The organism is Geodermatophilus sp. YIM 151500, from assembly GCF_025716945.1.
GTDB lineage: Bacteria > Actinomycetota > Actinomycetes > Mycobacteriales > Geodermatophilaceae > YIM-151500.
Genome location: NZ_JAOVZT010000006.1, coordinates 209,210 through 236,175, shown reverse-complemented (window position 1 = coordinate 236,175; position 26,966 = coordinate 209,210). Strand labels below are relative to the sequence as shown.

The 26,966-nt window shown below is 75.3% G+C and carries 22 protein-coding genes and 1 tRNA gene; 12 read left to right on the top strand and 11 right to left on the bottom strand.

The genetic code is table 11. The features are described 5' to 3' along the window. Positions 1 to 213: 213 nt before the first annotated feature. The 4 genes from OF117_RS12700 to dnaK form a co-directional block, all read right to left on the bottom strand. On the bottom strand, positions 214 to 666 hold the full coding sequence (locus OF117_RS12700; protein WP_263553209.1) for a heat shock protein transcriptional repressor HspR: 453 nt from the start codon (positions 664 to 666) through the stop codon (positions 214 to 216). Then, positions 663 to 1,877 carry a molecular chaperone DnaJ gene (dnaJ, locus tag OF117_RS12695; protein WP_263553208.1) on the bottom strand — a complete coding sequence of 405 codons (1,215 nt, stop codon included), beginning with the start codon at positions 1,875 to 1,877 and terminating at the stop codon, positions 663 to 665. The genes OF117_RS12700 and dnaJ overlap by 4 nt, the downstream gene beginning before the upstream one ends. A gap of 75 nt (positions 1,878 to 1,952) precedes the next feature. Further along, a complete protein-coding gene (gene grpE / locus OF117_RS12690; RefSeq protein WP_263553207.1) occupies positions 1,953 to 2,762 on the bottom strand; it encodes a nucleotide exchange factor GrpE in 810 nt (269 codons plus the stop codon). Continuing rightward, positions 2,759 to 4,648 (bottom strand): molecular chaperone DnaK, encoded by a 1,890-nt coding sequence (gene dnaK, locus OF117_RS12685; RefSeq protein ID WP_263553206.1) that lies wholly within the window; start codon positions 4,646 to 4,648, stop codon positions 2,759 to 2,761. Before dnaK ends, grpE begins: the two co-directional genes overlap by 4 nt. A gap of 153 nt (positions 4,649 to 4,801) precedes the next feature. Here dnaK and OF117_RS22260 point away from each other — a divergent pair, with 153 nt between their 5' ends. The 3 genes from OF117_RS22260 (at position 4,802) to OF117_RS12675 (ending at position 9,744) form a co-directional block, all read left to right on the top strand. Beyond that, a complete protein-coding gene (locus OF117_RS22260; RefSeq protein WP_411969450.1) occupies positions 4,802 to 6,091 on the top strand; it encodes a type IV toxin-antitoxin system AbiEi family antitoxin domain-containing protein in 1,290 nt (429 codons plus the stop codon). A 283-nt stretch (positions 6,092 to 6,374) separates the two neighbouring features. Next, positions 6,375 to 8,699, top strand: coding sequence for a (Fe-S)-binding protein (locus tag OF117_RS12680; RefSeq protein WP_263553205.1), 2,325 nt, complete (start codon positions 6,375 to 6,377; stop codon positions 8,697 to 8,699). 52 nt (positions 8,700 to 8,751) lie between these two features. Then, complete coding sequence (locus OF117_RS12675; protein WP_263553204.1) at positions 8,752 to 9,744, top strand: DUF389 domain-containing protein; 993 nt, start codon at positions 8,752 to 8,754, stop codon at positions 9,742 to 9,744. Between the two features lie 42 nt (positions 9,745 to 9,786). Here OF117_RS12675 and dcd read toward each other — a convergent pair whose 3' ends face one another. Then, a complete protein-coding gene (dcd, locus tag OF117_RS12670) occupies positions 9,787 to 10,374 on the bottom strand; it encodes a dCTP deaminase (RefSeq protein WP_263553203.1) in 588 nt (195 codons plus the stop codon). A 166-nt stretch (positions 10,375 to 10,540) separates the two neighbouring features. Here dcd and OF117_RS12665 point away from each other — a divergent pair, with 166 nt between their 5' ends. The 5 genes from OF117_RS12665 (at position 10,541) to OF117_RS12645 (ending at position 16,959) form a co-directional block, all read left to right on the top strand. Next, positions 10,541 to 13,288 carry a S8 family serine peptidase gene (locus OF117_RS12665; protein WP_263553202.1) on the top strand — a complete coding sequence of 916 codons (2,748 nt, stop codon included), beginning with the start codon at positions 10,541 to 10,543 and terminating at the stop codon, positions 13,286 to 13,288. Between the two features lie 59 nt (positions 13,289 to 13,347). Beyond that, positions 13,348 to 13,418: transfer RNA gene (locus OF117_RS12660), tRNA-Gly, on the top strand. Positions 13,419 to 13,468: 50 nt separating this feature from the next. Then, the gene (locus OF117_RS12655; RefSeq protein ID WP_263553201.1) at positions 13,469 to 15,508 is read left to right on the top strand and encodes a sensor histidine kinase; all 2,040 of its coding nucleotides are present in this window, start codon (positions 13,469 to 13,471) and stop codon (positions 15,506 to 15,508) included. Further along, a complete protein-coding gene (locus OF117_RS12650) occupies positions 15,505 to 16,149 on the top strand; it encodes a response regulator (protein ID WP_263553200.1) in 645 nt (214 codons plus the stop codon). Before OF117_RS12655 ends, OF117_RS12650 begins: the two co-directional genes overlap by 4 nt. A 108-nt stretch (positions 16,150 to 16,257) precedes the next feature. Beyond that, on the top strand, positions 16,258 to 16,959 hold the full coding sequence (locus tag OF117_RS12645; protein WP_263553199.1) for a hypothetical protein: 702 nt from the start codon (positions 16,258 to 16,260) through the stop codon (positions 16,957 to 16,959). Positions 16,960 to 17,044: 85 nt separating this feature from the next. Here OF117_RS12645 and OF117_RS12640 read toward each other — a convergent pair whose 3' ends face one another. After that, positions 17,045 to 19,102: a putative bifunctional diguanylate cyclase/phosphodiesterase gene (locus OF117_RS12640; RefSeq protein ID WP_263553198.1), complete on the bottom strand. Its 2,058-nt coding sequence runs from the start codon at positions 19,100 to 19,102 to the stop codon at positions 17,045 to 17,047. A gap of 78 nt (positions 19,103 to 19,180) precedes the next feature. Then, positions 19,181 to 19,669, bottom strand: a complete 489-nt coding sequence (locus tag OF117_RS12635; RefSeq protein WP_263553197.1) for a VOC family protein — start codon at positions 19,667 to 19,669, stop codon at positions 19,181 to 19,183. A 204-nt stretch (positions 19,670 to 19,873) separates the two neighbouring features. Between OF117_RS12635 and OF117_RS12630 the strand changes: the two genes are divergently transcribed. Both OF117_RS12630 and OF117_RS12625 read left to right on the top strand, forming a co-directional pair. After that, entirely contained in the window at positions 19,874 to 20,506 is a 633-nt protein-coding gene (locus OF117_RS12630; RefSeq protein ID WP_263553196.1) for a universal stress protein, read from the top strand. Positions 20,507 to 20,604: 98 nt separating this feature from the next. Continuing rightward, the gene (locus OF117_RS12625; protein WP_263553195.1) at positions 20,605 to 22,302 is read left to right on the top strand and encodes a GAF domain-containing protein; all 1,698 of its coding nucleotides are present in this window, start codon (positions 20,605 to 20,607) and stop codon (positions 22,300 to 22,302) included. Positions 22,303 to 22,415: 113 nt separating this feature from the next. On the opposite strand, the gene OF117_RS12620 is transcribed toward OF117_RS12625, so the two are convergent. From OF117_RS12620 to OF117_RS12605, 4 genes are all read right to left on the bottom strand, one after another. Beyond that, positions 22,416 to 23,084, bottom strand: a complete 669-nt coding sequence (locus tag OF117_RS12620) for a response regulator (RefSeq protein ID WP_263553194.1) — start codon at positions 23,082 to 23,084, stop codon at positions 22,416 to 22,418. 57 nt (positions 23,085 to 23,141) lie between these two features. Next, positions 23,142 to 24,170, bottom strand: coding sequence for a type III polyketide synthase (locus OF117_RS12615; RefSeq protein WP_263553193.1), 1,029 nt, complete (start codon positions 24,168 to 24,170; stop codon positions 23,142 to 23,144). A 70-nt stretch (positions 24,171 to 24,240) separates the two neighbouring features. Beyond that, positions 24,241 to 24,954, bottom strand: a complete 714-nt coding sequence (locus OF117_RS12610; protein ID WP_263553192.1) for a methyltransferase domain-containing protein — start codon at positions 24,952 to 24,954, stop codon at positions 24,241 to 24,243. A 65-nt stretch (positions 24,955 to 25,019) separates the two neighbouring features. Then, complete coding sequence (locus OF117_RS12605; protein ID WP_263553191.1) at positions 25,020 to 25,364, bottom strand: DUF3140 domain-containing protein; 345 nt, start codon at positions 25,362 to 25,364, stop codon at positions 25,020 to 25,022. Positions 25,365 to 25,415: 51 nt separating this feature from the next. Here OF117_RS12605 and OF117_RS12600 point away from each other — a divergent pair, with 51 nt between their 5' ends. Together OF117_RS12600 and OF117_RS12595 are read left to right on the top strand one after the other, a co-directional pair. Continuing rightward, complete coding sequence (locus tag OF117_RS12600) at positions 25,416 to 25,922, top strand: DUF6328 family protein (RefSeq protein ID WP_263553190.1); 507 nt, start codon at positions 25,416 to 25,418, stop codon at positions 25,920 to 25,922. Positions 25,923 to 25,958: 36 nt separating this feature from the next. Beyond that, complete coding sequence (locus OF117_RS12595; protein ID WP_263553189.1) at positions 25,959 to 26,915, top strand: ribokinase; 957 nt, start codon at positions 25,959 to 25,961, stop codon at positions 26,913 to 26,915. Positions 26,916 to 26,966 lie beyond the last annotated feature (51 nt).

Below are 26,966 nucleotides of genomic sequence, written 5' to 3'. Positions count from 1 at the left end.
AGAACCCTCCGGGCCCGTCCCCGCGCCCGACCCCGCAGAGCGCCTCGCCCGGCGAGGGCACCGCGGCCACGTGCCGTCCCCCGGGTGCGTCGAGCCCTTCCGCCGCACCCGGGGAGAACCCTCCGGGCCCGTCCCCGCGCCCGACCCCGCAGAGCGCCTTGCCCTGCGGGGGCCGTGGCGTGATCGGGAGGACCGGCGTCGTCGGTCGTGCAGCTACCGTCCGCGCTCCGGGCGCCAGATGACGAGGGCGCTGGTGCGCGGGGTCATCGGCACGAGATCGCCCCGGCCGTACCCGGCCTGGACCGTCGCCTGCATCGCCGTCTCGGCGGCGATCCGCCGGCTCTCGGCGGCCTCCAGCTCCGCGAGCAGCTCGCGCACCCGGGCCTGCAGCGCCTCGACCTGCGACTCGAGTTCGATGATCCGCTTGATACCGGCGAGGTTGACGCCGTCCTCCTGGGAGAGCCGCTGCACCTCGCGCAGCAGGGCGACGTCCCGCGGGCTGTACCGCCGGCCACCGCCCGGCGTCCGGCCCGGGCTGACCAGACCCAGCCGGTCGTACTGGCGCAACGTCTGCGCGTGCATGCCGGCCAGCTGCGCGGCGACGGAGATGACGAAGACCGGCGCGTCCTCAGCGAGCGCGCGCGCCGTCTCGCGAAGGTCACTCACCGGGCACCTCCCTCGCGCACGGCTGCGGTGATCTGCGGACGGGGGTCCTCGTCCATCTCGACGGCGAGCTTCTCCAGCAGCGCCCGCTGGTCGGGTGTCAACCGGACCGGCACCGCGACCTCCACGGTCACCAGCAGGTCGCCGGCGCGGCCCTTGCCGGGGACGCCACGGCCGCGGACCCGCAGCGTGCGTCCGCTCGCCGTCCCGGCCGGGACCTTGAGCGACACGCTGCCCTCGAGGGTGGGCACGGTCAGCGTCGTCCCGAGGGTGGCCTCGACGAACGTGATGGGCACGGTGAGCGTGAGGTCGTCGCCCTTCCGCCCGAACAGCGGGTGCTCGCTGACGTGCACGACGACGAACAGGTCGCCCGCCGGACCGCCGCGGCGGCCGGGCGCACCCTTGCCGGGGAGCCGGATGCGCTGTCCGTCCTTCACGCCGGCGGGGATGCGGACGGTGATGGTGCGCGTCTGGGTCGTGATGCCGCTGCCGGTGCAGGTCGGGCAGGGGTCGTCGACGACCCGGCCCGTGCCGCGGCAGTTGCGGCACGGTTCGGAGAACGCGAACGCGCCCTGGCTGCGGCTGGTGACGCCCGCGCCGGCACACACCGGGCAGGTGTGCGGGCTGGTACCGGGGCGGGCACCGCTGCCGGCGCAGGTCGGGCAGGTGCCCGGGCTCTGCATGCGCAGCGGCACGGTCACCCCGAGCACCGCCTCCTCGAAGGAGAGCGTCGCCTCGGTCTCGACGTCCTGACCGCGGGCCGGGCCGGCCGCGGTCCCGCGGCCCCGCGCGGTGGCCGCTCCCCCGCCGCCGAACAGCCCGCCGAGCAGGTCGCCGAGCCCGCCGGTCCCCCGACCCCCGGCGGCCGTGCCCGCGCCGCCGAACAGGTCCCCGAGGTCGAAGGGCTGGCTCCCACCGGGGAAGCCACCGGCCCCGCCACCCGGGAAGCCACCGGGGAACCCGCCGCGGGCCCCGGCGCCGAACAGCCGGCGCGCCTCGTCGTACTCGGCTCGGCGCTTGGCGTCGGACAGCACGTCGTAGGCCTCGGAGACCTCCTTGAAGCGGGTCTCCGCGTCCGCGTTGCCCGGGTTCTTGTCCGGGTGCAGGTCACGCGCCAGCTTGCGGTAGGCCTTCTTGATCGCCGCGGCGTCGGCGTCCTTGGGAACGCCGAGTGCGGCGTAGTAGTCCTTCTCGATGAAGTCCCGGGTGCTCACCCGGCGCCCCCTTCCTCATGACGGTGCGGGCGGGCGGCCGGAGCCGCCCACCCGCGGTGCAGGTGCCGGGCGCGCTCAGCCGGACGGCCGCTCACCCGCCGCGCCGCCGGCCGGCGGCGCGGCCGGTCCCTCGGGCTGCACGGTGTCCGGCTGCTGGGCGGCGGCGGGCTCGGCGGAGGGCTCGGCGGGCGGCTCGCCGGGCTGCCCGGCCGGTACCTGCCCGCCCGGCGCGGCCGCCGGCGACGCCGGGTCGCTGACGGCGACCATCGCCGTCCGCAGCACCCGCTCGCCGCGGCGGAAACCCTGCCGCAGCACCGTCGTCGCGGTGGGGACGTCGACCTCGGTCGACGTGTCGTGGATGACCGCCTCGTGCATCGCCGGGTCGAACGGGTCGCCCGCCACGCCGAAGGGCTCCACGCCCAACCCGTCGAGCAGGCCGAGCACGCGGTCGGCCACCACCTTGAAGGCGCCGGTCAGGTCGCCGTGGTCACGCGCCCGCTCGATGTCGTCGGCGATCGGGAACAGCTGGACGGCGAACCGCTCGGCGGCCTGGTCGGCCACCAGGGACCGGTCGCGGTCGACGCGGCGCCGGTAGTTGGCGTACTCGGCGGTGACCCGCTGGAGGTCCTCGGTGCGTTCCGCCAACTGCCGGACGAGGTCGCCGTCGGCCTCGGCGCCCGCGGGCTGCTGCTCGGCCAGGGTGGTGTCCTGCTCGCTCATCTGGTCCTCTCGGGCGTTCGCGGCGGGAGGAGCCCCGGCCGACGGACCGGGCCGGGCGCCGGCCGGCTGCCCGCCGGCCGGCGCCCGCACCTCGCCGCTGATCGGGTCGATGCGGCGCTTGTCGCGGATGACGACCCGCGGCGCATCCTCCTGCGGCTCGCTCATCGGCGGTCGGCGTCCTCGTCGACGATCTCGGCGTCGACGACGTCGTCGTCCGTGCTGGTGGCACCCGGCCGGCCGTCACCGGTCGGACCGGTCGAGCCGGTCGGCTCACCTGCGGCGCCGGTCGCGCCACCGGCCGTGGCCTCGGACTGCTGCGCGTACAGCGCGCCGCCGACCTCCTGGGAGACCCGGGCGACCTTCTCCTGCGCGGCCTTGATCGCGGCGATGTCGGAGCCGCCGAGCGCCGAACGCAGCTCGGTCAGCGCCTCGCCGAGCTCTTCCTTCTTGTCGGCCGGGATCCGCTCGCCGTTCTCGGCCAGGAACTTCTCGGTCTGGTACTGCAGCGACTCGGCCAGATTGCGGGTCTCGGCCTCCTCGCGGCGCTTCCGGTCCTCCTCGGCGTGGGCCTCGGCGTCCTTCATCATCCGCTCGATGTCGTCCTTGGGGAGGGCCGAGCCGCCGGTGATGGTCATCGACTGCTCCTTGCCCGTGCCCAGGTCCTTCGCGGTGACGTGGACGATGCCGTTGGCGTCGATGTCGAAGGAGACCTCGATCTGCGGCACGCCGCGCGGTGCCGGGGGCAGGCCGGTCAGCTCGAACATGCCGAGCTTCTTGTTGTAGGCCGCCATCTCGCGCTCGCCCTGGAACACCTGGATCTGCACGGACGGCTGGTTGTCGTCGGCCGTCGTGAAGATCTCCGAGCGCTTGGTCGGGATCGTGGTGTTGCGCTCGATGAGCTTGGTCATGATCCCGCCCTTGGTCTCGATGCCCAGGGACAGCGGGGTGACGTCGAGCAGCAGGACGTCCTTGACCTCGCCCCTGAGGACGCCGGCCTGCAGGGCGGCACCGACGGCGACGACCTCGTCGGGGTTGACGCCCTTGTTGGGCTCCTTGCCGGCGGTCAGCTCGCGGACCAGGTCGGTGACCGCGGGCATGCGGGTCGAGCCACCGACGAGGACGACGTGGTGGATGTCGCCGACCTTGATGCCGGCGTCGCGGATGACCTGGTTGAACGGCGCCCGCGTCCGCTCGAGCAGATCCTGCGTCATCCGCTGGAACTCGGCGCGGCTGATCGTGACGTCCAGGTGCAGCGGACCCTCGGCGCCGGCGGTGATGTAGGGCAGGTTGATGTTGGTCGACTGCGCGCCGGACAGCTCGATCTTGGCCTTCTCGGCGGCCTCGCGGAGCCGCTGCATGGCCAGCTTGTCCTTGGACAGGTCGATGCCGTTGGACGCGTTGAACGTCTGCACCAGGTGCTTGACGATCCGCTCGTCCCAGTCGTCGCCGCCGAGATGGTTGTCACCGGCGGTGGCCTTGACCTCGATGACGCCCTCGCCGATCTCCAGCAGGGAGACGTCGAAGGTGCCGCCGCCGAGGTCGAAGACGAGGATCGTCTGCTCGGTCTCGCCCTTGTCCAGGCCGTAGGCCAGCGCGGCCGCGGTGGGCTCGTTGACGATGCGCAGGACGTTCAGGCCCGCGATCTCGCCGGCCTCCTTCGTGGCCTGGCGCTGCGCGTCCTCGAAGTAGGCCGGAACGGTGATGACCGCGTCGGTGACCGGCTCGCCGAGGTAGGTCTCGGCGTCCCGCTTGAGCTTCTGCAGCACGCGGGCGCTGATCTCCTGCGGGGTGTACTGCTTGCCGTCGATCTCGGCGGACTTCCAGCTCGTGCCCATCTCGCGCTTCACGCTGCGGATGGTGCGGTCGACATTGGTGACCGCCTGGTTCTTGGCCGACTGGCCGACGAGGACCTCGCCGTTCTTGGCGAACGCGACGACCGACGGCGTGGTGCGCGATCCCTCGGAGTTCGCGATGACCGTCGGCTCACCGCCCTCGAGGACGGTGACGACGGAGTTGGTGGTGCCGAGGTCGATACCGACCGCTCGAACCATGGAGGGGCCTCTCTTCCGTGCTTCTCGTGTGCCGGGGGTGGTGCTGGCTTCTGGAGCGAGCCGAGCGATACCCGCCTTGCGCCGGGTGCACTCAACTTTCCTGCCGAGGATAACGGCACGTCCGGCGCGGGTGTTCCCGAGGTGCCGAACGGCATGCGTTCGCGGATCGCGTCTGCCGTCCGTGGTCCGCCGTCCGCACGCGTGCGCCGTCCGCACGATGTTCTTGACCATCGCCGTCCGCCGTACGCCGTCCGCCGTCCGCACGTCGCGGTGCCCGGCCTCACCCTGCAGCGCGAGGTCGGGCACCGGCAGGCGAGGTCCGTACGGAGGACCACGTCGTCCACAGCGGCCGGCGACCACGCGGACCCGCGGCGCGCGGCCGACACACTTGCCACCGTGCACCCGCTGCTGCGTGCGGCCGCCGAACGGCAGGCCGGCCTGTTCACCTCCGCCGACGCCCGCCGTGCGGGCCACGGGCACGACGAGATCCGCGCCCTCTGTTCGGCCGGGACCTGGGTGCGGCTGCGGCGCGGCGTCTTCACGACCGCCGAGCTCGCCGCGACGCCGGCAGGCCGGTCCCACGCGACGGCGTGCCTGGCCGTCCAGCTCTCGCTCGACCGGCCGACCGCGGTGATCAGCCACGGGTCGGCCGCCCGGCTGCACGGCTGGCCGGTCTGGACGGGTCTCGACCGGACCGTCCGGTTGACCGACCCCGCGCAGTGGCGGTCGCGACCCGGTTACCGCATGGCCTGCGCGCCGCTCCCACCGGAGCACGTGTGGGAGCGCGGGCCGTACCGCCTCACGTCGGCGGCGAGGACGTTGGTCGACTGCGCACGCGAGTGGCCGCTCGAGGACGCCGTCGTCGCGATGGATGCGGCCCTGCTGGCGGGGGCGACGACGTCGGCCGGACTGCGACAGGTGGCGACGTCCCAGCAGTCGTGGCGTGGGGCGACCCAGGCGAGACGGGCCGTCGACCTCGCCGACGGCCGGGCGGAGTCGCCGCTCGAGACGCTCGGGCGGCTGCGGCTGGTCGGCGCGGAACTCGCGCCGGACGAGCTGCAGGTGGAGATCCGCGCCGAGGGGAAGGTGGTCGCGGTCGTCGACGCCTGGTACGAGGAGTCTGGTCAAGTACACCGATCCGTGGCGGGACGCCGGTCGGGTGCTGTGGGACGAGAAGCGGCGCGAGGACGAGCTCCGCGCGCTCGACATCGGCGTCGTCCGCCTCACCAGGGCGCACGTGGGTCGCGGTTGGCCGCGCGCCGAGGCGCACCTGCGCCGGGCCCTGTCACGTCCGCCTCCCGCGGACCGGCGCTTCACGGCCACACGCCGGACGGCGGGTCGTCGCCGGTCGGCGTGACCGACCACTCCCCGTGGTGCCCGACCTCACGCTGCAGGGTGAGGTCGGGCACCACGCGCGGTGGTCGGGTCCGCGGTCCCGGGTGAGGCGGTCCGGGTGGGCTGCCGCCAGCCGCGGACGGCGACCACCCGGCGCCGCGGACGGGTGGGCTGCCGCCAGCCGCGCACGGCGACCACCCTGCGCCGCGGACGCGTGATCCCCGCCAGCCGCGGACGGCGACCACCCGGCGCCGCGGACGGGTGGTTACCCGTGAGTAACGACATCCGGCGGGAGCTATCGTGCGGGAGAGGTCGGTCGGCGAGACCCGCCGGACCGCTCGTCGGTCCCCCGGTCGACGGCCGTGGAGTCGACGCGGGGAGAGGGAGAGCCATGGACCCGTTGCAGACCGTCCTGGGCACGGTCAGCCTGCTGTTCCTGGTCGTCGCGGTGGTGTACGCCTACCGCGCCGTCCGGGCGATGGTCCGCATCATCCGCACCGGCCAGCCCGACGGCACGCGATTCGGCCCGGTCAAGACGCGCCTGAAGACGCTGCTCGTCGAATCGCTGGGGCACACCCGGATGCTCAAGTGGTCGACCATCGGCGTCGCGCACTGGTTCGTGATGGTCGGCTTCTACGGGCTGTTCCTGACCCTCGTCCAGGCCTTCGGCGAGGTGTGGGACCCGGGCTTCCACGTTCCGCTGATCGGGGACTTCTTCCTGTGGACGCTCTTCGTGGACCTGATCGGCACGGCCACGGTGCTCGGCATCCTCTACCTGATCTACCGGCGCCAGAAGGACCACCCGCGCCGCCAGGGCCGGGCCAGCCGGTTCGCGGGCTCGAACCAGGGGCGCGGCTACTTCGTCGAGGCCGTCGTCCTGGTCATCGGTCTGTGCATCCTGGGCATCCACGCCGCGAAGATCGCCTCCGGCCTCGACGAGACGCCCGCCTGGGGCCACCCGGTGTCGAGCGCGCTCGCCGGCGTCTTCCCGGACGCCCCCGACCTGGTGAGCGTCCTGGCGTTCGTCAAGGTCGTCGTCTCGCTGGTCTGGCTGATGGTGATCGCCCGGCTGCTCAACATGGGCGTGGCCTGGCACCGCTTCAGCGCCTTCTTCAACATCTACTTCAAGCGCGAGGCGGACGGCGCCGTCGCCCTCGGCCCGCTGCAGCCGATGACCAGCGGCGGGGAGCCGATCGACTTCGAGGACCCCGACGAGGACGCGACCTTCGGGCGGGGCAAGGTCGAGGACTTCACCTGGAAGGGGATGCTCGACTTCACCACCTGCACCGAGTGCGGGCGGTGCCAGAGCCAGTGCCCGGCGTGGAACACGGGCAAGCCGCTCAGCCCCAAGATGGTGATCATGGACCTGCGGGACCACCTGTACGCGAAGGCCCCGTACCTGCTCGGCGAGCGGACGGCGAGCGAGACCGCCCCCGACTTCGACGTCCTGCGGCCCAGCGACGAGCAGGCCTGGACCAGCGGGTACGCGCGCATCCCGGGCACCAACGACGCGCAGGCGCACCGCCCCCTGGTGGGCACGCTCGAGGAGGGCGGGGTCATCGATCCCGACGTCCTGTGGTCGTGCACGAGCTGCGGCGCCTGCGTGGAACAGTGCCCGGTCGACATCGAGCACGTCGACCACATCATGGACATGCGCCGCTACCAGACGCTGATCGAGTCCAGCTTCCCGAGCGAGGCCGGGGTGATGCTGCGGAATCTGGAGAACCGCGGCAACCCGTGGGGCGTCAGCCCGGGGACCCGCGACGAGTGGACGAAGGACCTCGACTTCGAGGTGCGGCGGGCCGACGGGCCGCTGGACGACGACGTCGAGTACCTGTTCTGGGTCGGCTGCGCCGGCGCCATCGACGACCGCGCCAAGAAGGTGACCAAGGCCGTCGCCGAGCTGCTGCACACCGCCGGCGTCGAGTTCGCCGTCCTCGGCTCGGGCGAGACCTGCTCCGGTGACCCGGCCCGCCGCATGGGCAACGAGTTCGTCTTCCAGATGCTCGCCGCCGAGAACGTGGCCACGCTGGACGGCGTCTTCGAGGGGCGGGAGCCCGGCCGCCGCACGATCGTGGCCACCTGCCCGCACTGCTTCAACTCGCTGGGCCGCGAGTACCCGCAGCTCGGCGGCGACTACGACGTCGTGCACCACACCCAGCTCCTCGGCAGGCTGGTCGAGGAGGGGCGGCTCACCCCCGTCACGCCCGTCGACCGCAAGGTGACCTACCACGACCCGTGCTTCCTGGGCCGGCACAACAAGGTGTACACCCCGCCGCGGGAGATCCTCGGCGCCGTCGACGGCCTCCGGACGCAGGAGATGCACCGCTGCAAGGACCGCGGCTTCTGCTGCGGCGCCGGCGGCGCGCGCATGTGGATGGAGGAGAAGATCGGCAAGCGGATCAACGTCGAGCGCACCGACGAGGCGCTGGCGCTGGACCCCGACGTCATCTCCACCGCCTGCCCGTTCTGCATCACGATGCTGTCCGACGCGCTGACCACCAAGAAGCAGAACGGTGAGGCCGGCGAGCACGTCGAGGTGCTCGACGTCAGCCAGATCCTGCTGCGGTCGCTGGCCCCGGTCGGCACCCCGGGCACCGAGCACGGCGCCGAGGTCGGCACCCCGGGCGCCGACGACCCCTCTGCTCGGTCGGCGCTGACCGAGCCGGGTGTCACCGGCCACGGCGGCCCGGTCGACCGCGGCACGACGAGCTGAGCGAGCGCCGCGCCCTCTCGGCCCCGGCCGACGTCCGGTAGGAACAGCCCCCGTGCTGCTCCACCTGCGGGTGACCGTGCCATCCGACCGCGCCGTCGAGGTCCGCGAGCTGTTCGAGCGGTGCCCCGGCACCGCGCACGTCGCCGTCCTGCCCGGGGCGTCGCTGGCCCCGGAGGGCGACCTGCTGCTCGCCGACGTCGCCCGGGAGTCCGCCGACGGCCTCGTGGCCGACCTGCGGCGGCTGCACGTCGACCGGGACGGCGGCCTGTCGATCTCGGCCGTCGACGCGGCGGTCTCCCGCGCGGCCGAGCGGGCCGAGGAGGAGGCGCCCGGGGAGGGTGCGGACGCCGTCGTCTGGGAGCAGGTGGTGCGGACGACGGCGGGCGAGTCGACGCTGTCGGTGGCCTACCTGGCGTTCCTGTCCATCGCGACGCTGCTGGCCGCGATCGCGATCGTGAACGACTCGGCGATCCTCACCATCGGTGCGATGGTGCTCGGCCCGGAGTTCGCACCGCTCGCCGCCCTCGCCGTCGGCGTCGTCTCCGGCCGGCGCGCGATGACCCGCCGTGCCGCGGTGTCGCTCCTGGCTGGCTTCGGGTTGGCGATCCTGCTCACCACCCTCGCCGCGCTGCTGGCCCGGGCCCTCGGCTGGATCGACCGCGGCCTGCTCACCGTGGAGCGCCCCGAGACCGGCTTCATCACGTCGCCGGACCGGTGGTCGCTCGTGGTGGCCATCCTGGCCGGGGTGGCCGGCGTGCTCTCCCTGACGTCGGCCAAGAGCGGGGCGCTGGTCGGCGTCTTCATCTCGGTGACCACGGTGCCCGCCGCCGCCGACATGGCGCTGTCGCTCGCCCTGGGCGGGGGCGGCGAGTTCGTGCGGGCCGCGACCCAGTTGGGCATCAACCTCGTGGGCATCGTCGTGGCGGCCACCGGCACGCTGGCCGTGCAGCGCAGCGTGTGGCACCGGATGCCCCGCACGCTCCCCCGGACCATCCCGCCGACCATCCCGCCGACCATCCCGCCGACCACCGCCGCCGCCCCGTGACGCGCACCGTCGCCGCGTCGTCCGCCCGACCGGACGGGTCCGTCACACCGGCCGGCGGGTCTCCGCGCGGGTGAAGTTGCGGAACGAGCGGGACGGCGTCGGCCCGCGCTGGTCCTGGTACCGCGAGCCGTAGACCGCCGAACCGTAGGGGTGCTCCGCGGGCGTGGTCAGCCGGAACAGGCACAGCTGGCCGATCTTCATGCCGGGCCACAGCGTGATCGGCAGGTTCGCCACGTTCGACAGCTCGAGGGTGATGTGCCCGGAGAACCCCGGGTCGACGAAGCCCGCCGTCGAGTGCGTCAGCAATCCGAGACGGCCTAGACTCGATTTGCCCTCGAGGCGGGCGGCGAGGTCGTCGGGGACGGTGACGACCTCCAACGTCGACCCCAGCACGAACTCACCGGGGTGCAGCACGAACGGGTCGTCACCGTCGGGCTCCACGAGCGTGGTGAGGTCGTCCTGCTGCACCGCCGGGTCGATGTGGGTGTACCGCGCGTTGTTGAACACCCGGAAGAACCGGTCGAGCCGGACGTCGATGCTCGAGGGCTGCACCAGGGCCGCGTCGTAGGGCTCGATGCCGAGGCGGCCCTCGGCGATCGCGGCCGTGATGTCGCGGTCGCTCAGCAGCATGCGCCGGAGTGTAGGGAAGCGGCGTCCCTCCTCCTCACGGGTGAGCGGACGGCCGGACGGCTCAGGTCCCGTCCCCGACCTGCCGCTCTCCGCTGGGACGACGCCTGCCCGCCGGACCGCGGGCCCGCACCGGAGGGGCCGGGGCGGTCGCGTCCGGAGGACGGGCATGAGGGGCAAGCGCGCACAGGCTGTGCTGCTGACGGCGGCAGCGGTCGCGGGGTACGCCGGGGCGGCGGCTTGGGCGGCGTTGGCCGGCCCCGCCGTCCCGGTGATCACCGACCTGGGCGAGGGCGACGGCCTGACCCGCTATGTCGTGACGGCTGCCGGCAGCGACCTGCCGGCAGCCCTCGAGACGGTGGACGGCGTCGTCAGCGCCCAGGCGCTCAGCGACGGCCGCGTGCTGGTGGCCACCGACGACCTGTCCGCGGGCGACCTCGCCTCGGTGCCCGGCGTGGCCGGTGTCGAGCCGTCCGTCTCCCTGCCGCTGCTCGGCGCGGTGACCGACCCCTACTTCGCGGGCTACGGCTGGCACCTGGACAACACCGGCAGCAACGCCTACGGGCAGCCGGCCGTCGCCGACGCCGACGTGGACGCACCGGAAGCGTGGGACGCCGCCACGGGGGCGGGGACGGTGGTCGCGGTCATCGACAGCGGCTTCGACTCCGACCACCCCGACCTGGCCGGCTCGCTGTGGACCAATCCGGACGAGCCCTGCGGCAGCGTCGACACCGACGGCAACGGCAAGGCCGGCGACTGCCACGGCTGGAACTTCTACGCGCACTCGCCCGACGTCGACAACGGCGGCATGGGCCTGCACGGCGCGGCCGTCTCCGGTGTCGTGGGCGCCCGAGCGGGCAACGGCCACGGGCTGGCCGGCCTCGCGCCGGACACGACGATCATGCCGCTGGTGGTGGGTGGCGGCCGCACCATGGACGTCTTCCTCGGCGCGGAGGCCATCCGCTACGCCGTCGACCACGGCGCCGACGTCATCAACGCCTCGTGGGGCGGCGCGGTGACCGGCACCGCGCTGGGAGCGCTGCGCTCGGCGGTGGCCTACGCGGCGGCGCACGACGTGCTCGTCGTGGCCGCGGCCGGCAACGACTCCGCCAACCGCGACACGCAGGTCTCCTACCCGGCCAGCCTCACCGACGCGAACGTCGTCACCGTCGGCGCCTCGACCGCCGCCGACACGGTGAGCTCCTTCTCCGCCTACGGCGCGACGTCGGTCGACCTGTTCGCGCCGGGCACCCAGGTCTTCGTCACGACGGACACCGGTGGATACGGGCTCCTGGACGGCACGTCCTTCTCGGCCCCGCTCGTCGCGGCCGCCGTCGCCCTCCACCGGTCGGCGCTGCCGGCGGCGGGTGCCCAGGAGATCAAGCAGGCGCTGTTGGCCGACGTCGATCCCGTGCCCGCGTTCGCGGGCCGGTCGGTCACCGGCGGCCGGCTCTCCGTGGCGGCACTGGCCGGTGCCAGCGCCTCCCAGGTGCGCTACGCGTTCTCGTCGATGACCGCGCCGGCCGGGGAGGTGTCGCCGGTGATCGGCGCGAGCGGCCCGGACGGCGAAGGCGCGTACTCGGTCGCCCTGGGCCTCGGCATGGAGACCGCCGGGGAGATCTGGGCGCTGTCCGGCAAGGACGTCACGCTGGACGGCGTCACCGTCGCGACGGACGACGCCGGTGACGCGGTGTTCCCCCTGGGCAGCCGGAGCGGCGTCGAGGGCCTGCGCCTGTCGCCGACCGTGCAGCTGGGTGACGGCCGGTACGTGCTGACCGTGCAGCTCCACCGTGACGGCGAGCCGGTCGGTCGCACGTACGCCGCGCCGCTGCTGGTGGGTGCGGCGGCCGAGCCGCCGTCCGCGCCGGGTGGCACGTCACCGGACACCTCCCCCGGCACGTCACCGGGCACCCCGCCCGGGACGGGGACGGGCACCGTGCCCGGCACACCGCCGGGCGGCGGGACGACCGCGCCCGATCCGGGCACATCCCCCCTGCCGACGCCCCCCGGCGGCACCGGAGGACCGCGGGACCTCGACACGTCTCCGGGCACCGGCGGCGACGACAGCGGCCACGGCGAGGACGCGGACGGGCCGGTCGGCCCCGGCGCGGGCGGCGGATCCGGTCCGGTCGGCGCTCCCGGCACCGGCGGGGATGCCGGCACCGGCGACGGCACCGGGCCCGGCGGGGAGGACGGCGGCGAGCCGCCGTCCGGACCGGACACGCCGGACGGTACCGGCGGCACCACCCCGCCGCCCGGCACCGGTGGCTCGCCCGTGACGCCGGGGACGCCGGCCGACGGCGGCACGCGCACCTACCCCGAGGTCGGCGAGTGGCGGGTCACGTCGCTGAGCCCGACGCGCGTCTCGACCGCGGGCGGCACGCTGGTCACCGTGACCGGCCGGGCGTTGCCGGCGGAGCCGACGGTGCTCGTCGGGTCCAGCGCGACCGCCGAGGTGGTCAGCGCGTCGACGACGAAGCTGGTCTTCCGGGCTCCCGCACGCGTGGCCGGCGCCTACGACGTCGCGATCTGGTCGGCCGACCGGCGGGCGACCGTGCTCAGCCGGGCGCTGACGTACGCCGAGGACGCTCCCGCCCCGGGTGACGGACCCGGCGGAGCAGGCCCAGGCACGGACGGCGGCGACCCCGCCGACGGGACCGATCCCGGCCCGGGCGGCACCGGTCCGGGCACCGGCGGCACGGACCCCGGCACGGACGACGGGACCGATCCCGACGACGGCTCGGAGCCCGACACGGGCCAGGAGCCCGGCGACGGCTCGGCGCCCGGCACGGACGCCGGCCCCGTCGTGCGGAGCGGCCCCGCCGGTGAGCGTCTGGTCCGCTCGTCCCGGTTCGCCGCCCTCGGTGGCATCTGGTCGCTGGACTGCTCGGCCTCCTGCACCGGCGTCGCGATCTGACGACGCCGCCCGGCCCGTGTCGAGGCGTCGGCGCGGGCCGGGTAGTCTGTCGGGCACCCGCGGGTGTAGTTCAATGGCAGAACATCAGCTTCCCAAGCTGACAGTGAGGGTTCGATTCCCTTCACCCGCTCCGCTGCGATGTCCCGTGACGCCGGAGCCGCGCTACTCCACCATGGGCCGGTGATCGTTCCGTCGGCGGTGCGCCTGCGGTGGGCGGCGCCCCGGCCCAGGGTCTCCGGGTCCGTGCCGATCGCCCTCGGCGGCGCCGCGGTGCTGGCCGCCCTGGCCGGCGGCGTGCTGCACCTGACCGACCGTCCGGGGCCGATCACCGCCGGGGTCACCGACTGGTGGCTCATGCAGGGCACCGCGGCGCTGGCCTACAGCACGACCGGGGCCTGGCTCGCGCGTGCCCGCCCGCGGTCGATCACCGGGTGGCTGCTGCTCGGCATCGGCGCCACCCAGGCGCTCGCGCTGCTGACCACGGAGTACGGCGTCGGCGCCTTCGCCCGGGGAGAGGCCGGCGCCCTCCCCGCAGTGGCGCTGTGGGCGTCGGTCTGGCTGTGGTCGGCGTCGCTGGTCGCCCTCGGCACGCTGCTGCCGCTGCTGCTGCCCGACGGCCGGCTGCCGTCGCCGCGCTGGCGCCCGGCGCTCGCCCTGTCGCTGACCGCGGTCGTCACCACGGCGGCGTCCTGGGCGCTCACCCCCTATGACGACTGGGCCCCGCCGGACCTGGTCGCAGCCGGAGCGCGCAACCCGTTCGGCGCCGACTGGGTGGTCGCCGGCTGGGTCGCCGTCCCGGTGGCGCTGCTGGCCGTCGGCGCCGTAGCCGCCGCCTTCGCCGCCCTGTTCAGCCGCTGGCGGGCGTCCGCCGGCGAGGAGCGCGAACAGCTCGAGTGGCTGCTGCTGGGCGGGGTCGCCACCGTGCTGCTGTACGCCGCCGGCTTCGCGGCCGGGCCGCTGGTCACCGCGCTGGCGATGGTCCCGCTGCCGGCCGCCTGCCTCGTGGCGGCGCTGCGGCACGGCCTGTGGGACGCCGACGTGGCGATCAGCCGGTCACTGGTCTACGGCGCGCTGACCGCGTGCGTGCTCGCCGCCTACGTCGCCGTCGTCGGCCTGCTGGGCTGGCTGCTCGGGCCCACCACGGGCGCGCCGATCGTGGTCACCGCGGTGGTCGCGCTGCTGGCCGAGCCGCTGCTGCGGCGGCTGCGGGTCGGGGTGAACCGGCTGGTGCACGGCGACCGGGAGGAGCCCTACGCGCTGCTCGGCCGGCTCGGTGCGCGACTGGAGGCCACCCGCGACGCCGACGCGGTCACCGACGAGGTGCTGCCGGAGCTGGTGGCCTCGGTGGCCACCGCGCTGCGGCTGCCCTTCGTCGCCGTGGAGCTCGCCGACGGCGAGGTCGTCGCGCACGGCCGGCGGCAGGGACCGATCGAGACCGTGCCGCTCACCTATGGCGGCACCGACGTCGGCCGCCTGGTGGTCGGCGTCCGCCCCGGCGGGATGCGCCGGCAGGAGCGGCGGCTGCTGACCGGGCTGGCCCGGCAGGCCGCCGTCGCCGTGCGCACCGTGCTGCTGACCCGCGACCTCGACCACTCGCGCGAGCAGGTGGTCACCGCCCGCGAGGAGGAGCGGCGGCGGCTGCACCGGGAGCTGCACGACGGGCTCGGCCCGTCACTGGCCGCGCTGGCGCTGCAGGCCGAGACCGCCCGCGACCTCGTCGACGCGGACCCGGCCGCCGCTGTCGCGGTGCTCGACCGCGTCGTGCCCGGCCTCAAGACCGCCGTCGGCGAGGTGCGGGGCGTGGTCAGCGGGCTGCGCCCGCTTGCGCTGGACGACCTGGGCCTCGGCGGTGCCCTCCGCGAGTTCGGCTCCCGGTTCGCCGCACCCGGCACCACCGTCGAGGTGTCCGCCGCCGACATCGGCGAGCTGCCCGCCGCCGCGGAAGTGGCCGCCTACCGGATCGTCACCGAGGCGGTGGCCAACGCGGCCCGGCACGCCGCGCCGTCCCGGATCGAGGTCCAGGTGCGGCGCACCGCCGGCACGTTGCGTGTCCGGGTGGACGACGACGGCACCGGCATCCCCGCCGCATCGGTGCCCGGGGTCGGGCTGGCCTCGATGCGGGCACGCGCCGCGGAGCTCGGCGGAAGCTGCGTGGTGGCCCGCCGGGAGCCCGGCCCGGGCACGCGCGTGGAGGTCGTCCTGCCGCTGGAGGCGCCGTGACGGTGCGCGTGCTCGTCGTCGACGACCACCCCCTCTACCGGGACGGCCTGGTCACCGCGCTGGCATCCCTGACGGGGGTCGAGGTCGTCGGCGAGGCCGGTGACGGCGCCGCGGCGGTCGAGCGGGCGGTCGAGCTGGCACCGGACGTCGTCGTCATGGACCTCAACCTGCCCGGCCTCAACGGCATCGAGGCGACCCGCGCGATCGTTGCCCGGGCCCCGGAGACGGCGGTGCTGGTGCTGACGATGCTCGAGGGCGAGGAGCCGGTGTTCGCCGCGATGCGCGCCGGGGCCAGGGGCTACCTGCTCAAGGGCGCCGACCGGCGGGAGATCGCCCGCGCCCTGGAGACGGTGGCCCACGGTGAGGTCGTCTTCAGCGCCGGCATCGCGGCCCGGGTGCTCGCCTGGTTCGCCGGTGGGAGCACCCGACCTCCCGCGCCCTTCCCGGGGCTGACCGACCGCGAGCGGGAGGTCCTCGACCTGGTTGCTCACGGGCTGACCAACCCGGCGATCGCGCAGCGGTTGTCCCTGTCGGAGAAGACGGTGCGCAACCACGTGTCCAACGTCTTCGGCAAGCTTCACGTGACCGACCGCGGCGAGGCCGTCGCCCGGGCCCGCGATGCGGGGCTCGGGGCCGGCTGAGCGGGACCGCTCGCCCCGGTCGCATCGGGACACCTGCGCCCTTCCCCCCGGGACACGTCGGCCGCGACGGTGTGGCCGTCCCCCGACGACCTCCCGAGGAGGTAGGCCGTGTCCGATCCCGTCCCGTCCCGAGGCTCGCTCGTGCTCGCGATCGCCGTGGTGGCCCAGCCCGTGCTCATCGCGGTCAACACGCTGCTGCACCCGCCCGTGGAGCTCTCCGGGCACGGTCTGCTCCACGGAACGGCCGAGTCCCCCGGTACCTGGTCCGCCGTCCACCTCTCGGCCGCCGTGGGCGCGCTGCTGCTCGTCCCCGCGGCCGTGGGGTTGCGCTCCCTGGTCGGCGGGCGGATCCAGCGGCTGGCGACGGCCGGGGTCGCGGTGTCGGTCGTCGCCGCGCTCGCGCTGGCCGTCTCGTTCATCGCGGAGGCGAGCGTCCTGCGGCTGGCCGCCACCGCGCCGATCGACGACGACGCCGCCGTGGCCCTCGCCGACGCCTTCGTCGCGACGCCGGAGTTCGCCCTCATCCCCGTCGGGTTCCTGGCGGCCGTCGTGAGCAGCCTGCTCCTCGGCGCGGCGCTGCTCGTCGCCCGCAGCGTGCCCCGCTGGCTGGTGCTGGGCCACCTGGTCGGCGTCCTCACCGGCATCGTGGCGCCGCCCGGCACCCCGATCGGTCCGGTCGCCGGCGTCCTCCTGGTCGGGACGGGGGCCGTGCTGGCGGTCCGCGTCCGGCAGGGCACGGCCTCGGTCGAGGCCGCGGCCGCACGGCGGGACGAGCCGCAGCCGGACCCCGCCGGCGGGCTCGTCCGCTGATCCGCTGATCGCCGCGACCGCCGCCCGCGCCGCCCTCCGGCCGGCGGTTCTCCTCCCGGGGCCGGCGGGAGGAGGCCCCGGACCGCTACACCGCGACCGGACCGGCGGCGGATACCGGCAGCGCGCGCCCCGTGCCGGCCCGCGCCTCCCGCAGCAGGGCGGTGAGCGCCTCCGCCGCCATCGGCCGGGCGAAGTGGTAGCCCTGCGCCAGGTCGCAGCCGAGCGCACGCAGCGCCGCCACGTGCTCCTCGTCCTCGACGCCCTCGGCGACGACGGTCAGCCCCAGGTTGTGCCCGAGGTCGACCGCGGTGCGCACCAGGACGGCGTCGGCCGAGCTGGTGGTCATCCCGAGCACGAACGAGCGGTCGACCTTGAGCTCGTCGACCGGCAGCCGGCGCAGGTGCACCATCGAGCTGTAGCCGGTGCCGAAGTCGTCGATCGAGAGCGAGACGCCCAGGTCGTGCAGGCGCTGGAGCACGTCCGTGCACCGGGCGACGTCGCTCATGACCGCGCTCTCGGTGACCTCGAGGCGCAGCAGGCCGGCCGGCACGCCGTGCGCCCGCAGCAGCCGGGCCACCCGGTCGGGCAGCGACGCGTCGAGCAGGCACCGGGCGGACAGGTTCACGGCCACCGGGACGGCGAGACCCTCGTCCGACCACTCGCGCAGCTGGCCGAGCGCGAGGCCGAGCACCCGCTCGGTCAGGTCGATGATGATGCCCGTGCCTTCCGCGACGGGCACGAACTCCGCCGGCGGCACGTTCCCGCGGTCCGGCTGCCGCCACCGGAGCAGCGCCTCCGCACCCTCCACCCGGGTGCCGTCGAGGGTGACCTTGGGCTGGAAGTGGAGGAACAGTTCGTCCCGCGACTCGAGCGCGGCGCGGAGGTCGCCGAGCACGGTGAGCCGGGACGGGCCGGCGACGTGCACCTCGGGGGCGAAGAGCACGGCCCCGGCCTTGACCTCCTTGGCCTCGTACATGGCGATGTCGGCGCTGCGCAGGAGTTCCTCGGGATCGGTGCCGTGCCAGGGGGAGAGCGCGATGCCGATGCTGGCCTCCACGTCGAGGGCGACGTCCTGCACGGCGAACCGTCGGTGCAGCGCCGCCCGCAGCCGCTCGGCGACCACGCGGGCCTCCGCGGCGCCGTCCACGGTCGGCAGCAGGACGGCGAACTCGTCACCGCCCAGCCGCGCGACGGTGTCGCCCTCGCGGAGCACCGACCGGATGCGCGGACCGATCTGGCAGATCAGCTCGTCGCCGTAGGAGTGCCCGAGCGTGTCGTTGATCTCCTTGAACCGGTCGAGGTCCACCAGCAGGACGGCGACCTCGCCGGCCGACCGTGCGGCCGCGGTCAGCGCCTGCTCGGTGCGGTCGCGCAGCAGCACCCGGTTGGGCAGCCCGGTGAGCGCGTCGTGCATCGCCTGGTGGCGGTTGCGGTCGGCCGAGATCCGCAGCGCCTCGGTCTGCCGCCGCAGGCGTCGGGACGCCCGGGCGACGAGGTCGAAGACAGCCCCGTAGAAGACGGCCAGGCTGCCGGCCAGGACGAGGGTGAGCGTGCGCACGTCCTCGGCGATCGCCGCCTCGACCGGCGCGTAGGGCAGGTACAGCTCCATGACGCCGGAGGGCTCCGGCCACCCCTCGTACCGGATGGGCACGTACACCTCGAGCAGCCGCCCGCCGTCCGGATCCTCGACGGCGTCGTCCGTGCCGGTCGTGAAGCCGGACACGACGTGGCCGCGCAGGGCGGCGGCGAGCTCGTCGGACTCCGACCGTTGGCCGATCAGGCGGTGGTCGTCGGCCCAGACCACCTCACCGTCCGCGTCGAAGATCTTCAGCGCCACGGGGTCCAGGTCGTCGAAGGCCCCGCCCTCGTCCAGGTTGTCCTCCGCGGCCCGCACCGCGCGCTGCACCCGGTCGAGCCGGTCGGGGTCGAAGCCGTTCGTCAGGTCGTACGGGTGCAACTGCGGCTGGAGGCCCAGCCGGACGGTGCTGATGACCGTCCACTCCGCCTGCTCGCGGGCCCGTTCGGTGATCGACCGGCTCAGCACCGTGGACAACAGCGCACCGACGCCCAGGGTCAGCAGCAGGCTGAGCACGCCGAAACGCAGCAGCAGGCTGCTGGTGCGCAGACGGCGGAGGAGGGCCACGCCGCCGGGATCGGTCCGAACGGCCGTCGGCTTGAGCCGTCCGCCGGGAGCGGCACCCCTCGGGGTGATCCGCCGCGTTCAGCCCGGCGCCGACGTCGGGGCGTCCGCGACGGCCGGACCGGCCGGGCCGTCCTCCTCCACGGCGCCGAACCGCACGGAGCCGTCGGGCCGCACGACCAGACCCGGGTTGTGGGCGATCTCCCAGCGGAAGCCGTCCGGATCGCCGACGTACGCGGTGAAGCCGCCCCAGGGCGCACGTGCGGGTGGCGCCACCAGCTCGCCCCCGGCCGCGACCATGCGCTCGACCACGCGACGGACCTCCTCCTCGCTGCCCACGTTGTGCGCGAGGGAGAACGGAGGCGGCGGCACCTCGCCGGCGACCGTGCCGGCCTCGGCGGCCAGGTCGGCCCGGCCGTACAGCGCGAGCAGGATCCCCGGTCCGACCTGCAGGAAGACCGCCTCGCCCGCGTCGAGCAGCGGGCGCCAGCCGAGCCCGTCGAGGTAGAAGCGACGTGCGGAGTCGAGATCGGTGACGCCGAGTGTCACCATGGTCAGGCGCTGCTCCATCCGTCGAGCCTGCACCTCGCCGCTGCCCCGTTCCACGGTCCGCGGCCCGGTCCCGTACGGCCGTGACTCTCCATGACCGCGCCGATCCGTCAGGCAGCGACACGCCCGGCACGCGGTACGGATGCGTCCGCCGAAGAGCTCCATGATCCGGCTCGGGCCCTAGGTCCCTGTCATCCCCGGCGCCGCGCCGACACGATCTGTCACATGAGCGAAACCCGTCCGTCCCTTCCGGCACCGGAGCCGGAGCCCGGGGCGGAGCAGGCGAGCCCCCCACCGACCCGACACCTCCAGGACGCCGGCGGCCGCTCCGACGGTCGCTCCGAGGGCTCCGACGGTCGTCCTGGCGGCTCCGATGGTCCGTCCGAGTCCGCGCCCGCCCGCCGGTCGTCCCGCCCGACCGAGGTCGACACGTTCCGGCTGCCGGCCCTGCTGCCCCGCCGGCACCACCCCTGGCTCCTCGTCGAGGTCGACGACTCCCCCGGCGCGCACAGCGCCCTCGTGTGGGCGCTGCGCGAGGCCGCCCGTCGCGAGGCGACCGTGGTGGCGGTCAGCGTCCTCGACGACCCGGACGGCGACCCCCTCGGCGGGGGCGGTCGCGCATCCTCCCGCGCGCACGAGGCCGCGCGGGAGCGGCTGGAGGCGCAGCTGCTGCGGGCCATCGCGGAGACCGGCGTGCACGGACGCAGCCGCACGGCCGTGGTCGACCGGGTCCTCCACGAGGCCCTCTGCGCGGCCGGACGGGGCGCCGACCTCGTCCTGGTCGGCACGAACGGCAAGGCGCTGCTGCGGCAGGCCGTGCCCCGCCCGCCCGCCCGGCGGCTGGCCCGCGGCGCCTGAGGACACCCGTCCGTCGCGTCCTGCGCGCGCCGGATGACGTCCGGGGGGCAGGAGGCCTCCGGCTTCCCGCACCGCCCTCGGACACCTACGGTCGGGCCGTGCCCCCGCCCGACCTCCCGGCGCCACCGGACCCCGGCGCTCCCGCACCGGCCGAGACCGAGCGACCGCCGCCCGCGCCGGTGCTCACCGCGGCCGCCGTCCTGGCCGCGACGTCCGGCAGCCAGCTCGAGGCGACCCTGCACGACATCGTCACCGCGGCGGTCGAGCACGTCGACGCCCGCTACGGCGCGATGGGCGTGCTCACCCCGGACGGGCGCCGGCTCGACCGGTTCGTCATCGTCGGCATGGAGGACGACGACGGGGAGCGCATCCGTCGGCTGCCCACGGGCAAGGGCATCCTCGGCCTGCTGGTCGAGCAGCCCATCGCGCTGCGTCTCGACGACCTGACCACCCACCCCGCGTCGACCGGTTTCCCCGCCGGCCACCCGCCGATGCGCTCCTTCCTCGGCGTGCCGGTCCGGGTCCGGGACGCCGTCTTCGGGAACCTGTACCTCACCGAGAAGCGCACCGGAGGCCGGTTCACGCCCGCGGACGTCGAGGTCGCCCAGGCCCTCGCCGCGGTCGCCGGCCTGGCCATCGAGAACGCCCGGCTCGCCGAGCGGACCGAGCGCCGGCGGCGGTGGGACCAGGCGGCCACCGAGATGGCGACCGCCCTCCTGTCCGGCGCCGACCCCGACGACGTCCTGCGCACCCTGTCCACGCACGTCTCCGCGCTCAGCGGCGGCGACGTGGCCGGCGTGATGGCGCCGAGCCCGGACGACGAGAGCTCGCTGACGATCGTGGCCGCCGTCGGTGACGCCGCCGACGAGCTGGAGGGCGTCCGCGTCCCGCTGCAGGGGACCACGATGGGTGCCACCTGGCGGGCCGGCACCCCCCGCCTGCTCGACGACATCGCCAACGCCCCCGTCGAGGGCCCGCGGGCGGCGGTGTCCAACGAGCTCGCCGGGAAGTACGGGCCGGCCATGGTCGTCCCCCTGGGCGCCGCGCCCGCGCTCGGCCTGGTCGCGACGCTGCGCCGGGTCGGCCGCGAGCCGTTCGACCGGGAGGACCTCGACCTGCTGGGGGCCTTCGCCACGCAGGCCGCCGTCGTGCTGGAGCTGGCGCACAGCCAGCAGCGCGAGCGGCGGCTGCAGGTCCAGGCCGACCGCGACCGCATCGCGCGCGACCTGCACGACCACGTCGTGCAGCGGATCTTCGCCACGGCCCTGTCGCTGGACCGGCTCAGCCGGACGCTGGCGCCCTGCTGCCCCGGCGAGGCCGCCCAGCTCGCCCGCAGCGTCGACGAGCTCGACGGCACGATGGAGGAGATCCGGGCGGCCATCTTCGAGCTCCACGAGCAGGACGGCCGACCGGGGACCAGCCTCGAGCAGCAGCTCGCCGACATCGTCCGCCAGGTGACCGAGGGCCACCCGCTGCGCCGCGACGTCCGGCTGCGCGGCAGCGCGGACGAGTTGCCGCGCGACCTGCTGCCCGATCTGGTCGCCGTCGTCCGCGAGCTGGTCACCAACGTCGTCCGGCACGCCCGGGCCGGCCGGGTGTCGGTGACCGTGACCGTCGGCGCGGACGTGCGCGTGGTCGTCGCCGACGACGGGGTCGGCCTTCCGACGCAGGCCGCGCGCAGCGGGCTGGTCAACCTCGCCGACCGCGCCGAGCGGCGCGGCGGCCGGCTCACGGCGAACGGCGGCTCGACGGGCACCGAGGTCCGCTGGATCGTCCCGCTGGCGGCCGGGGGCTGACCGGGCCCGGCGACGGGGACGACGGCGGACCGGGGGACGACGGCGGACCGAGGGCCGCGGACGGCGGACGGCGGACGAGGACGGCGGACGAGGACGGCGGGCACCCGCGGCGCTCAGCGCGGGCGGTCCCGCAGCTCGGTCGCCAGGATCGCCGCCTGGGTGCGCCGCTCGAAGCCCAGCTTGGCCAGCAGGTGGCTGGTGTAGTTCTTCACGGTCTTCTCGGCCAGCCCCATCCGGGCGCCGATCTGCCGGTTGGTCAGGCCTTCGCCGATGAGCCGCAGCACCGTGCGCTCCTGCTCGGTCAGGCCCGCGAGGCGGTCCTGGCCGTCCGGCGACGCGGGGCGGGGCTGGGGTTGCCCCAGGTCGTCGAACATCGTCCCGCCCGCCGCGACCGCGCGCACCGCCGACACCAGCGCCGGCCCCCGGATCTGCTTGAGCAGGTAGCCGGAGGCCCCGGCCCGAACCGCGGCGTCCAGCGCGTCCTCGTCGGGGAAGCTGGTCAGCACCAGGCACCGCAGTCCCGGCAGCCGCTCGATCAGGCGGCGGCAGACCTCGGCCCCGCTGCCGTCGGGCAGGCGCATGTCGACGACGACGACGTCGGGGCGGACCGCGGGCACCCGGGCCAGCGCCTCGGCCACGGTGCCGGCCTCGCCGGCGACGGTGATGCCCGGGTCGTCCTCGAGCACCTCGGCGACGCCCCGGCGGACCACCTCGTGGTCGTCGACGAGGAAGACGCGCACGCCGGAGGTCTGGGGCACCACGACCTCCTCCCCCGCGCGCATGCTGCGGACGAGGGTAGGGCGGGGGGACGACGACCGGCACCCCCGCGCGGAGGCTGGTCAGGCCGGCAGCAGCAGCGCCGCGTAGAGCGTCAGGCCCGGGCCGAAGGCCATGGCGACCACCGGCCCGTCCACGCCCGACAGTTCCTCGAGCACGAGCAGCACGGTGGCCGACGAGCAGTTGCCGTGCTCGGCGAGCACCCGGCGCGAGGCGGCCACGGAGGTCTCGGGCAGGCCCAGCTCGTCGCGGACGACGTCGAGGATCCGCGGGCCGCCCGGGTGGACCGCCCATCCCGCGACGTCCTCGGGCCGGAGCCCCGCATGCGTCAGGAGTTCGTCGACCACCTCGCCGACGTACCGGGAGAGCACATCGGGCACCCGCGGGGAGAGGCCCATCCGGAACCCGAGGTCGGTGACGTCCCAGGTCATGTGGTCGGCGGTGGAGGCATCGGTGCGGGCGACCACGCCCGCCAGCCGGCGGCCGCGACCGGCTCCGGGCTCGAGCACGACCGCGGCCGCGGCGTCGGAGAACAGCGCGTGCGCGACGACCTGCTCGAGGTCGGCCTGCGCGGGCTGGACGTGCAGGCTGGTCAGCTCGCAGCAGAGCAGCACGGCCGGGCGCGCCCGCGCGGTCACGTAGTCGCCGACCGCCGCGAGCCCGGGGACGGCGGCGTAGCAGCCCATGTGGCCGATCAGCAGCCGCTGCAGGCCGGGCGGCATGCCGAGGTCGGCGGCCAGGCGGATGTCCAGCCCCGGGGTGGCGTAGCCGGTGCAGGTGGCGACGGCGAACATCCCGACGCCACCGGGGGGCAGGCCCGCCGCGTCGAGCGCGCCGGCGACTGCCTGCTTGCCGAGCGGCAGCGCCTCCTCGACGTAGCGGACCATCCGCGCACCGGTGCTCCACGCGCTGAGGTCCTCGTCGACCGGATTGGCCACCGCGTGCCGTCGGCGGACGCCGCTGCTCGCGAAGATGCGCCGCGCCGAGCGCACGCCGGCGTAGTGACGGGCGAAGAAGCCCTCCCACGCGGCGTCCTGGTCGAGCGTCGCCGGCCAGGCCGAGCCTGCGCCGGTGAGCACGGCGGCCGTCACGAGCCGCCTCCGGGGGCGGTCGGTCGCGGCATCACGGCGTCGACGGTACGTGCGGGCACCGGGTCGGCGCTCACCTCTTGCGCCCGTAACCTGCGAAGACGACGCCCGTCCAGCGGATCGGCTTCATCGCCACCAGTTCCCGGCGGCCGAGCAGCCAGCCGACCGCCTGCCGCAGCGAGGGCCGCAGGCCGACCAGCCGCAGGTCCAGGCCCAGACGATCGGCCGCGGCCAGCAGCCGGGCGCGGTCGACGAAGAGGGCCGGGTCGTGCAGCCCGCGCGGCGGGCCGCCCGGCAACCGCTCCAGCAGGTGGACGTTGACCAGCGTCGACAGCCGGCCCGCGGCGAGGGCGTCGAGGACCAGCGTCCCTCCGGGCCGCAGCAGCCGGGCGCACTCGGCGAGCACCCCGACGTCGTCGTCCACGTGCTCGAGGATCTCCCCCGCGACGACCACGTCGGCGCAGCCGTCGACCAGCGGCACGCAGAGAACCGAGCCCCGGACGGGCAGGACACCGTGCCCTCGGGCCAGGCGCAGACCCGGCAGGCCGAGGTCGACGCCGACGTGCCGGTAGCCGAGCCGCGCGACGTGCGGTGCCATGAGCCCGCCACCGCAGGCCAGGTCGACCAGGACGGCGCCGGGGTCCAGGGCGGGCGGGACGTGCTCGGCCCGGGCCGCCGCCAGCCAGTGCAGCGCCGCGAAGGCGCCGTGCGGGCGCCACCAGTGGTCGGCCAGCTCGTCGTACTGGGCCGGGTCGTTGCGGACCCGCCCTCGCCTGCCGGCGATCACGGCGGGCCCATCCCTCCGCGGGCGCACGGTGGGGTCACGACGCCCCCGGTCGCGGCGACCGCCGGCTATCCCTTCAGCGGGTCGTGACCCCAGTTCATGAGCGAATACCTCCACTTGGAGGACTCGACGTCCTCCTTCTTCGGCTCCTGCGCCAGGTGCCGCTGCACGTAGCCGTGCACCTTGCGCATGTGCGCGTAGTCGTCGTCGGTCAGGTCGTCCTTCCTGGCGCGCAGCAGCTCGACGATCCGCCGCCCGGACTCGTGCCCCGTCGACTCCCCCGAGCCGCCGCTCTTCTGGCCGACCGACCGGGACTCCTCGGTCTCCAGCCACTCCTCCAGCTCCTTGGCCGTCATGTTGACCGCCTCGCCGAACTCGCGGCGGATGGTGTCGGGGTCGTCGTCGCCGGCCATGCGGGGTCCCTCCGGGGTGTCGGGTCGTCCCCGGCGCGGTACCGCACCGGGGTGGCGCAGAAACGGGCCGACGTGGAACGGTCGGCGCGGGCCCGCGGCGTGACACCCGACGAGCTGCTCGACCGCAACGTCAACGAGCTGCTCCAGGAGCTGCGCGTCGTCCTGACCGGCGTGCAGATCCTGTTCGCGTTCCTGCTGACGCTCGCCTTCACGACCCGTTTCGGTGAGCTGGGCGCCTTTCCGAAGACCGTCTACACGATCACGCTGATGAGCACCGCCCTGGCGACCGTGCTGCTCATCGCGCCCGTGTCGTTCCACCGCACGCTGTTCCGGCGGCACCGCAAGGAGCAGCTCGTCGCGTTCGCCGACCGCGCTCTCCTGATCGCCCTGGCCCTGCTCATGGTGAGCATCAGCAGCGCGGTGCTGCTCGTCCTGGACGTCGTCCTGGGCCGGTGGCCGGGGATCGCCGGCTGCGTGGCCGTCGTCGTCGCCGGTGCCGTCGCCTGGTACGCCGTGCCGCTGCGGCAACGCCGGACCACCGACGACGACGTCGGGTAGGACTGGGCCGTCGTCCGCGACCGGGGGGAGCAAGGGGTGTCCGTCGCCGTCGTCGGCAGCATCAACGAGGACGTGCTCGTGCCGGTCGACCGGCTGCCCGGCCGCCGCGAGACGGTGGTCGGCGGGGAGGTGACCCTGGCGCCCGGCGGCAAGGGCGCCAACCAGGCGTCGGCCGCCGCCCGGCTCACCGGCCCGGTGTCGATGGTCGGTCGGGTCGGCGACGACGCCGCCGGGGAGCGCCAGCTCGCCGCCCTCGTGTCGGCCGGCGTCGACGTCGGCGCGGTGCGGCGCACGGCGGGCACGCCGACCGGCAGCGCGACCATCCCGGTCGAGCGGGGCAGCGGCGAGAACCTCATCGTCGTCGTGCCCGGCGCCAACGCCCGGGTCACCGCCGAGGACGCCGACGTCGACGCGGTGCGCGCCGCCGCCGTGCTGCTGCTGCAGCTGGAGATCCCGCTGGCCACCGTCCGCGCCGCGGCGGCCGCCGCCCGCGGCACCGTCGTGCTCACCCCGGCGCCCGCGCGACCGCTCCCCGACGACCTGCTGGAACGCGTCGACGTGCTGGTGCCCAACGAGCACGAGCTGCGGCAGCTGGCCGGTGCGGCGACCGGCGGACTCCCCGCGCCCGGCCCCGCGGACCCGGCCGGGCTCGCGGCCCTCGCCCGGCGGGTGGCGCGCCGGGCCGCCGTGGTGACCCTCGGCGCGCGCGGCGCGCTCGTCGTGCCGGACGACGGGCCACCGGTGCTCCAGCTCCCGCCGCCGGTGACCCCGGTCGACACGACGGGCGCCGGCGACTGCTTCTGCGGCGCGCTGGCCGCCGGGCTCGCGGAGGGCCTCGACCTGACCGCGGCGGCCCGCCGCGCGGTCGCCGCGGCCGCCCTGTCCACCACCCGCCCGGGTGCCCGCGGCGCGCTGCCCGACGGCGCTGCGGTGGCGGGCGTCCTGGCGCGACTGCCCCCGGTCGCGGCGGCGACGGGGAGGTCCGGCCGCTGAGCGGGGCGGTTCGTGCAGCGAGCGGCCGGGCACAGGGTGGCCGAACCCACC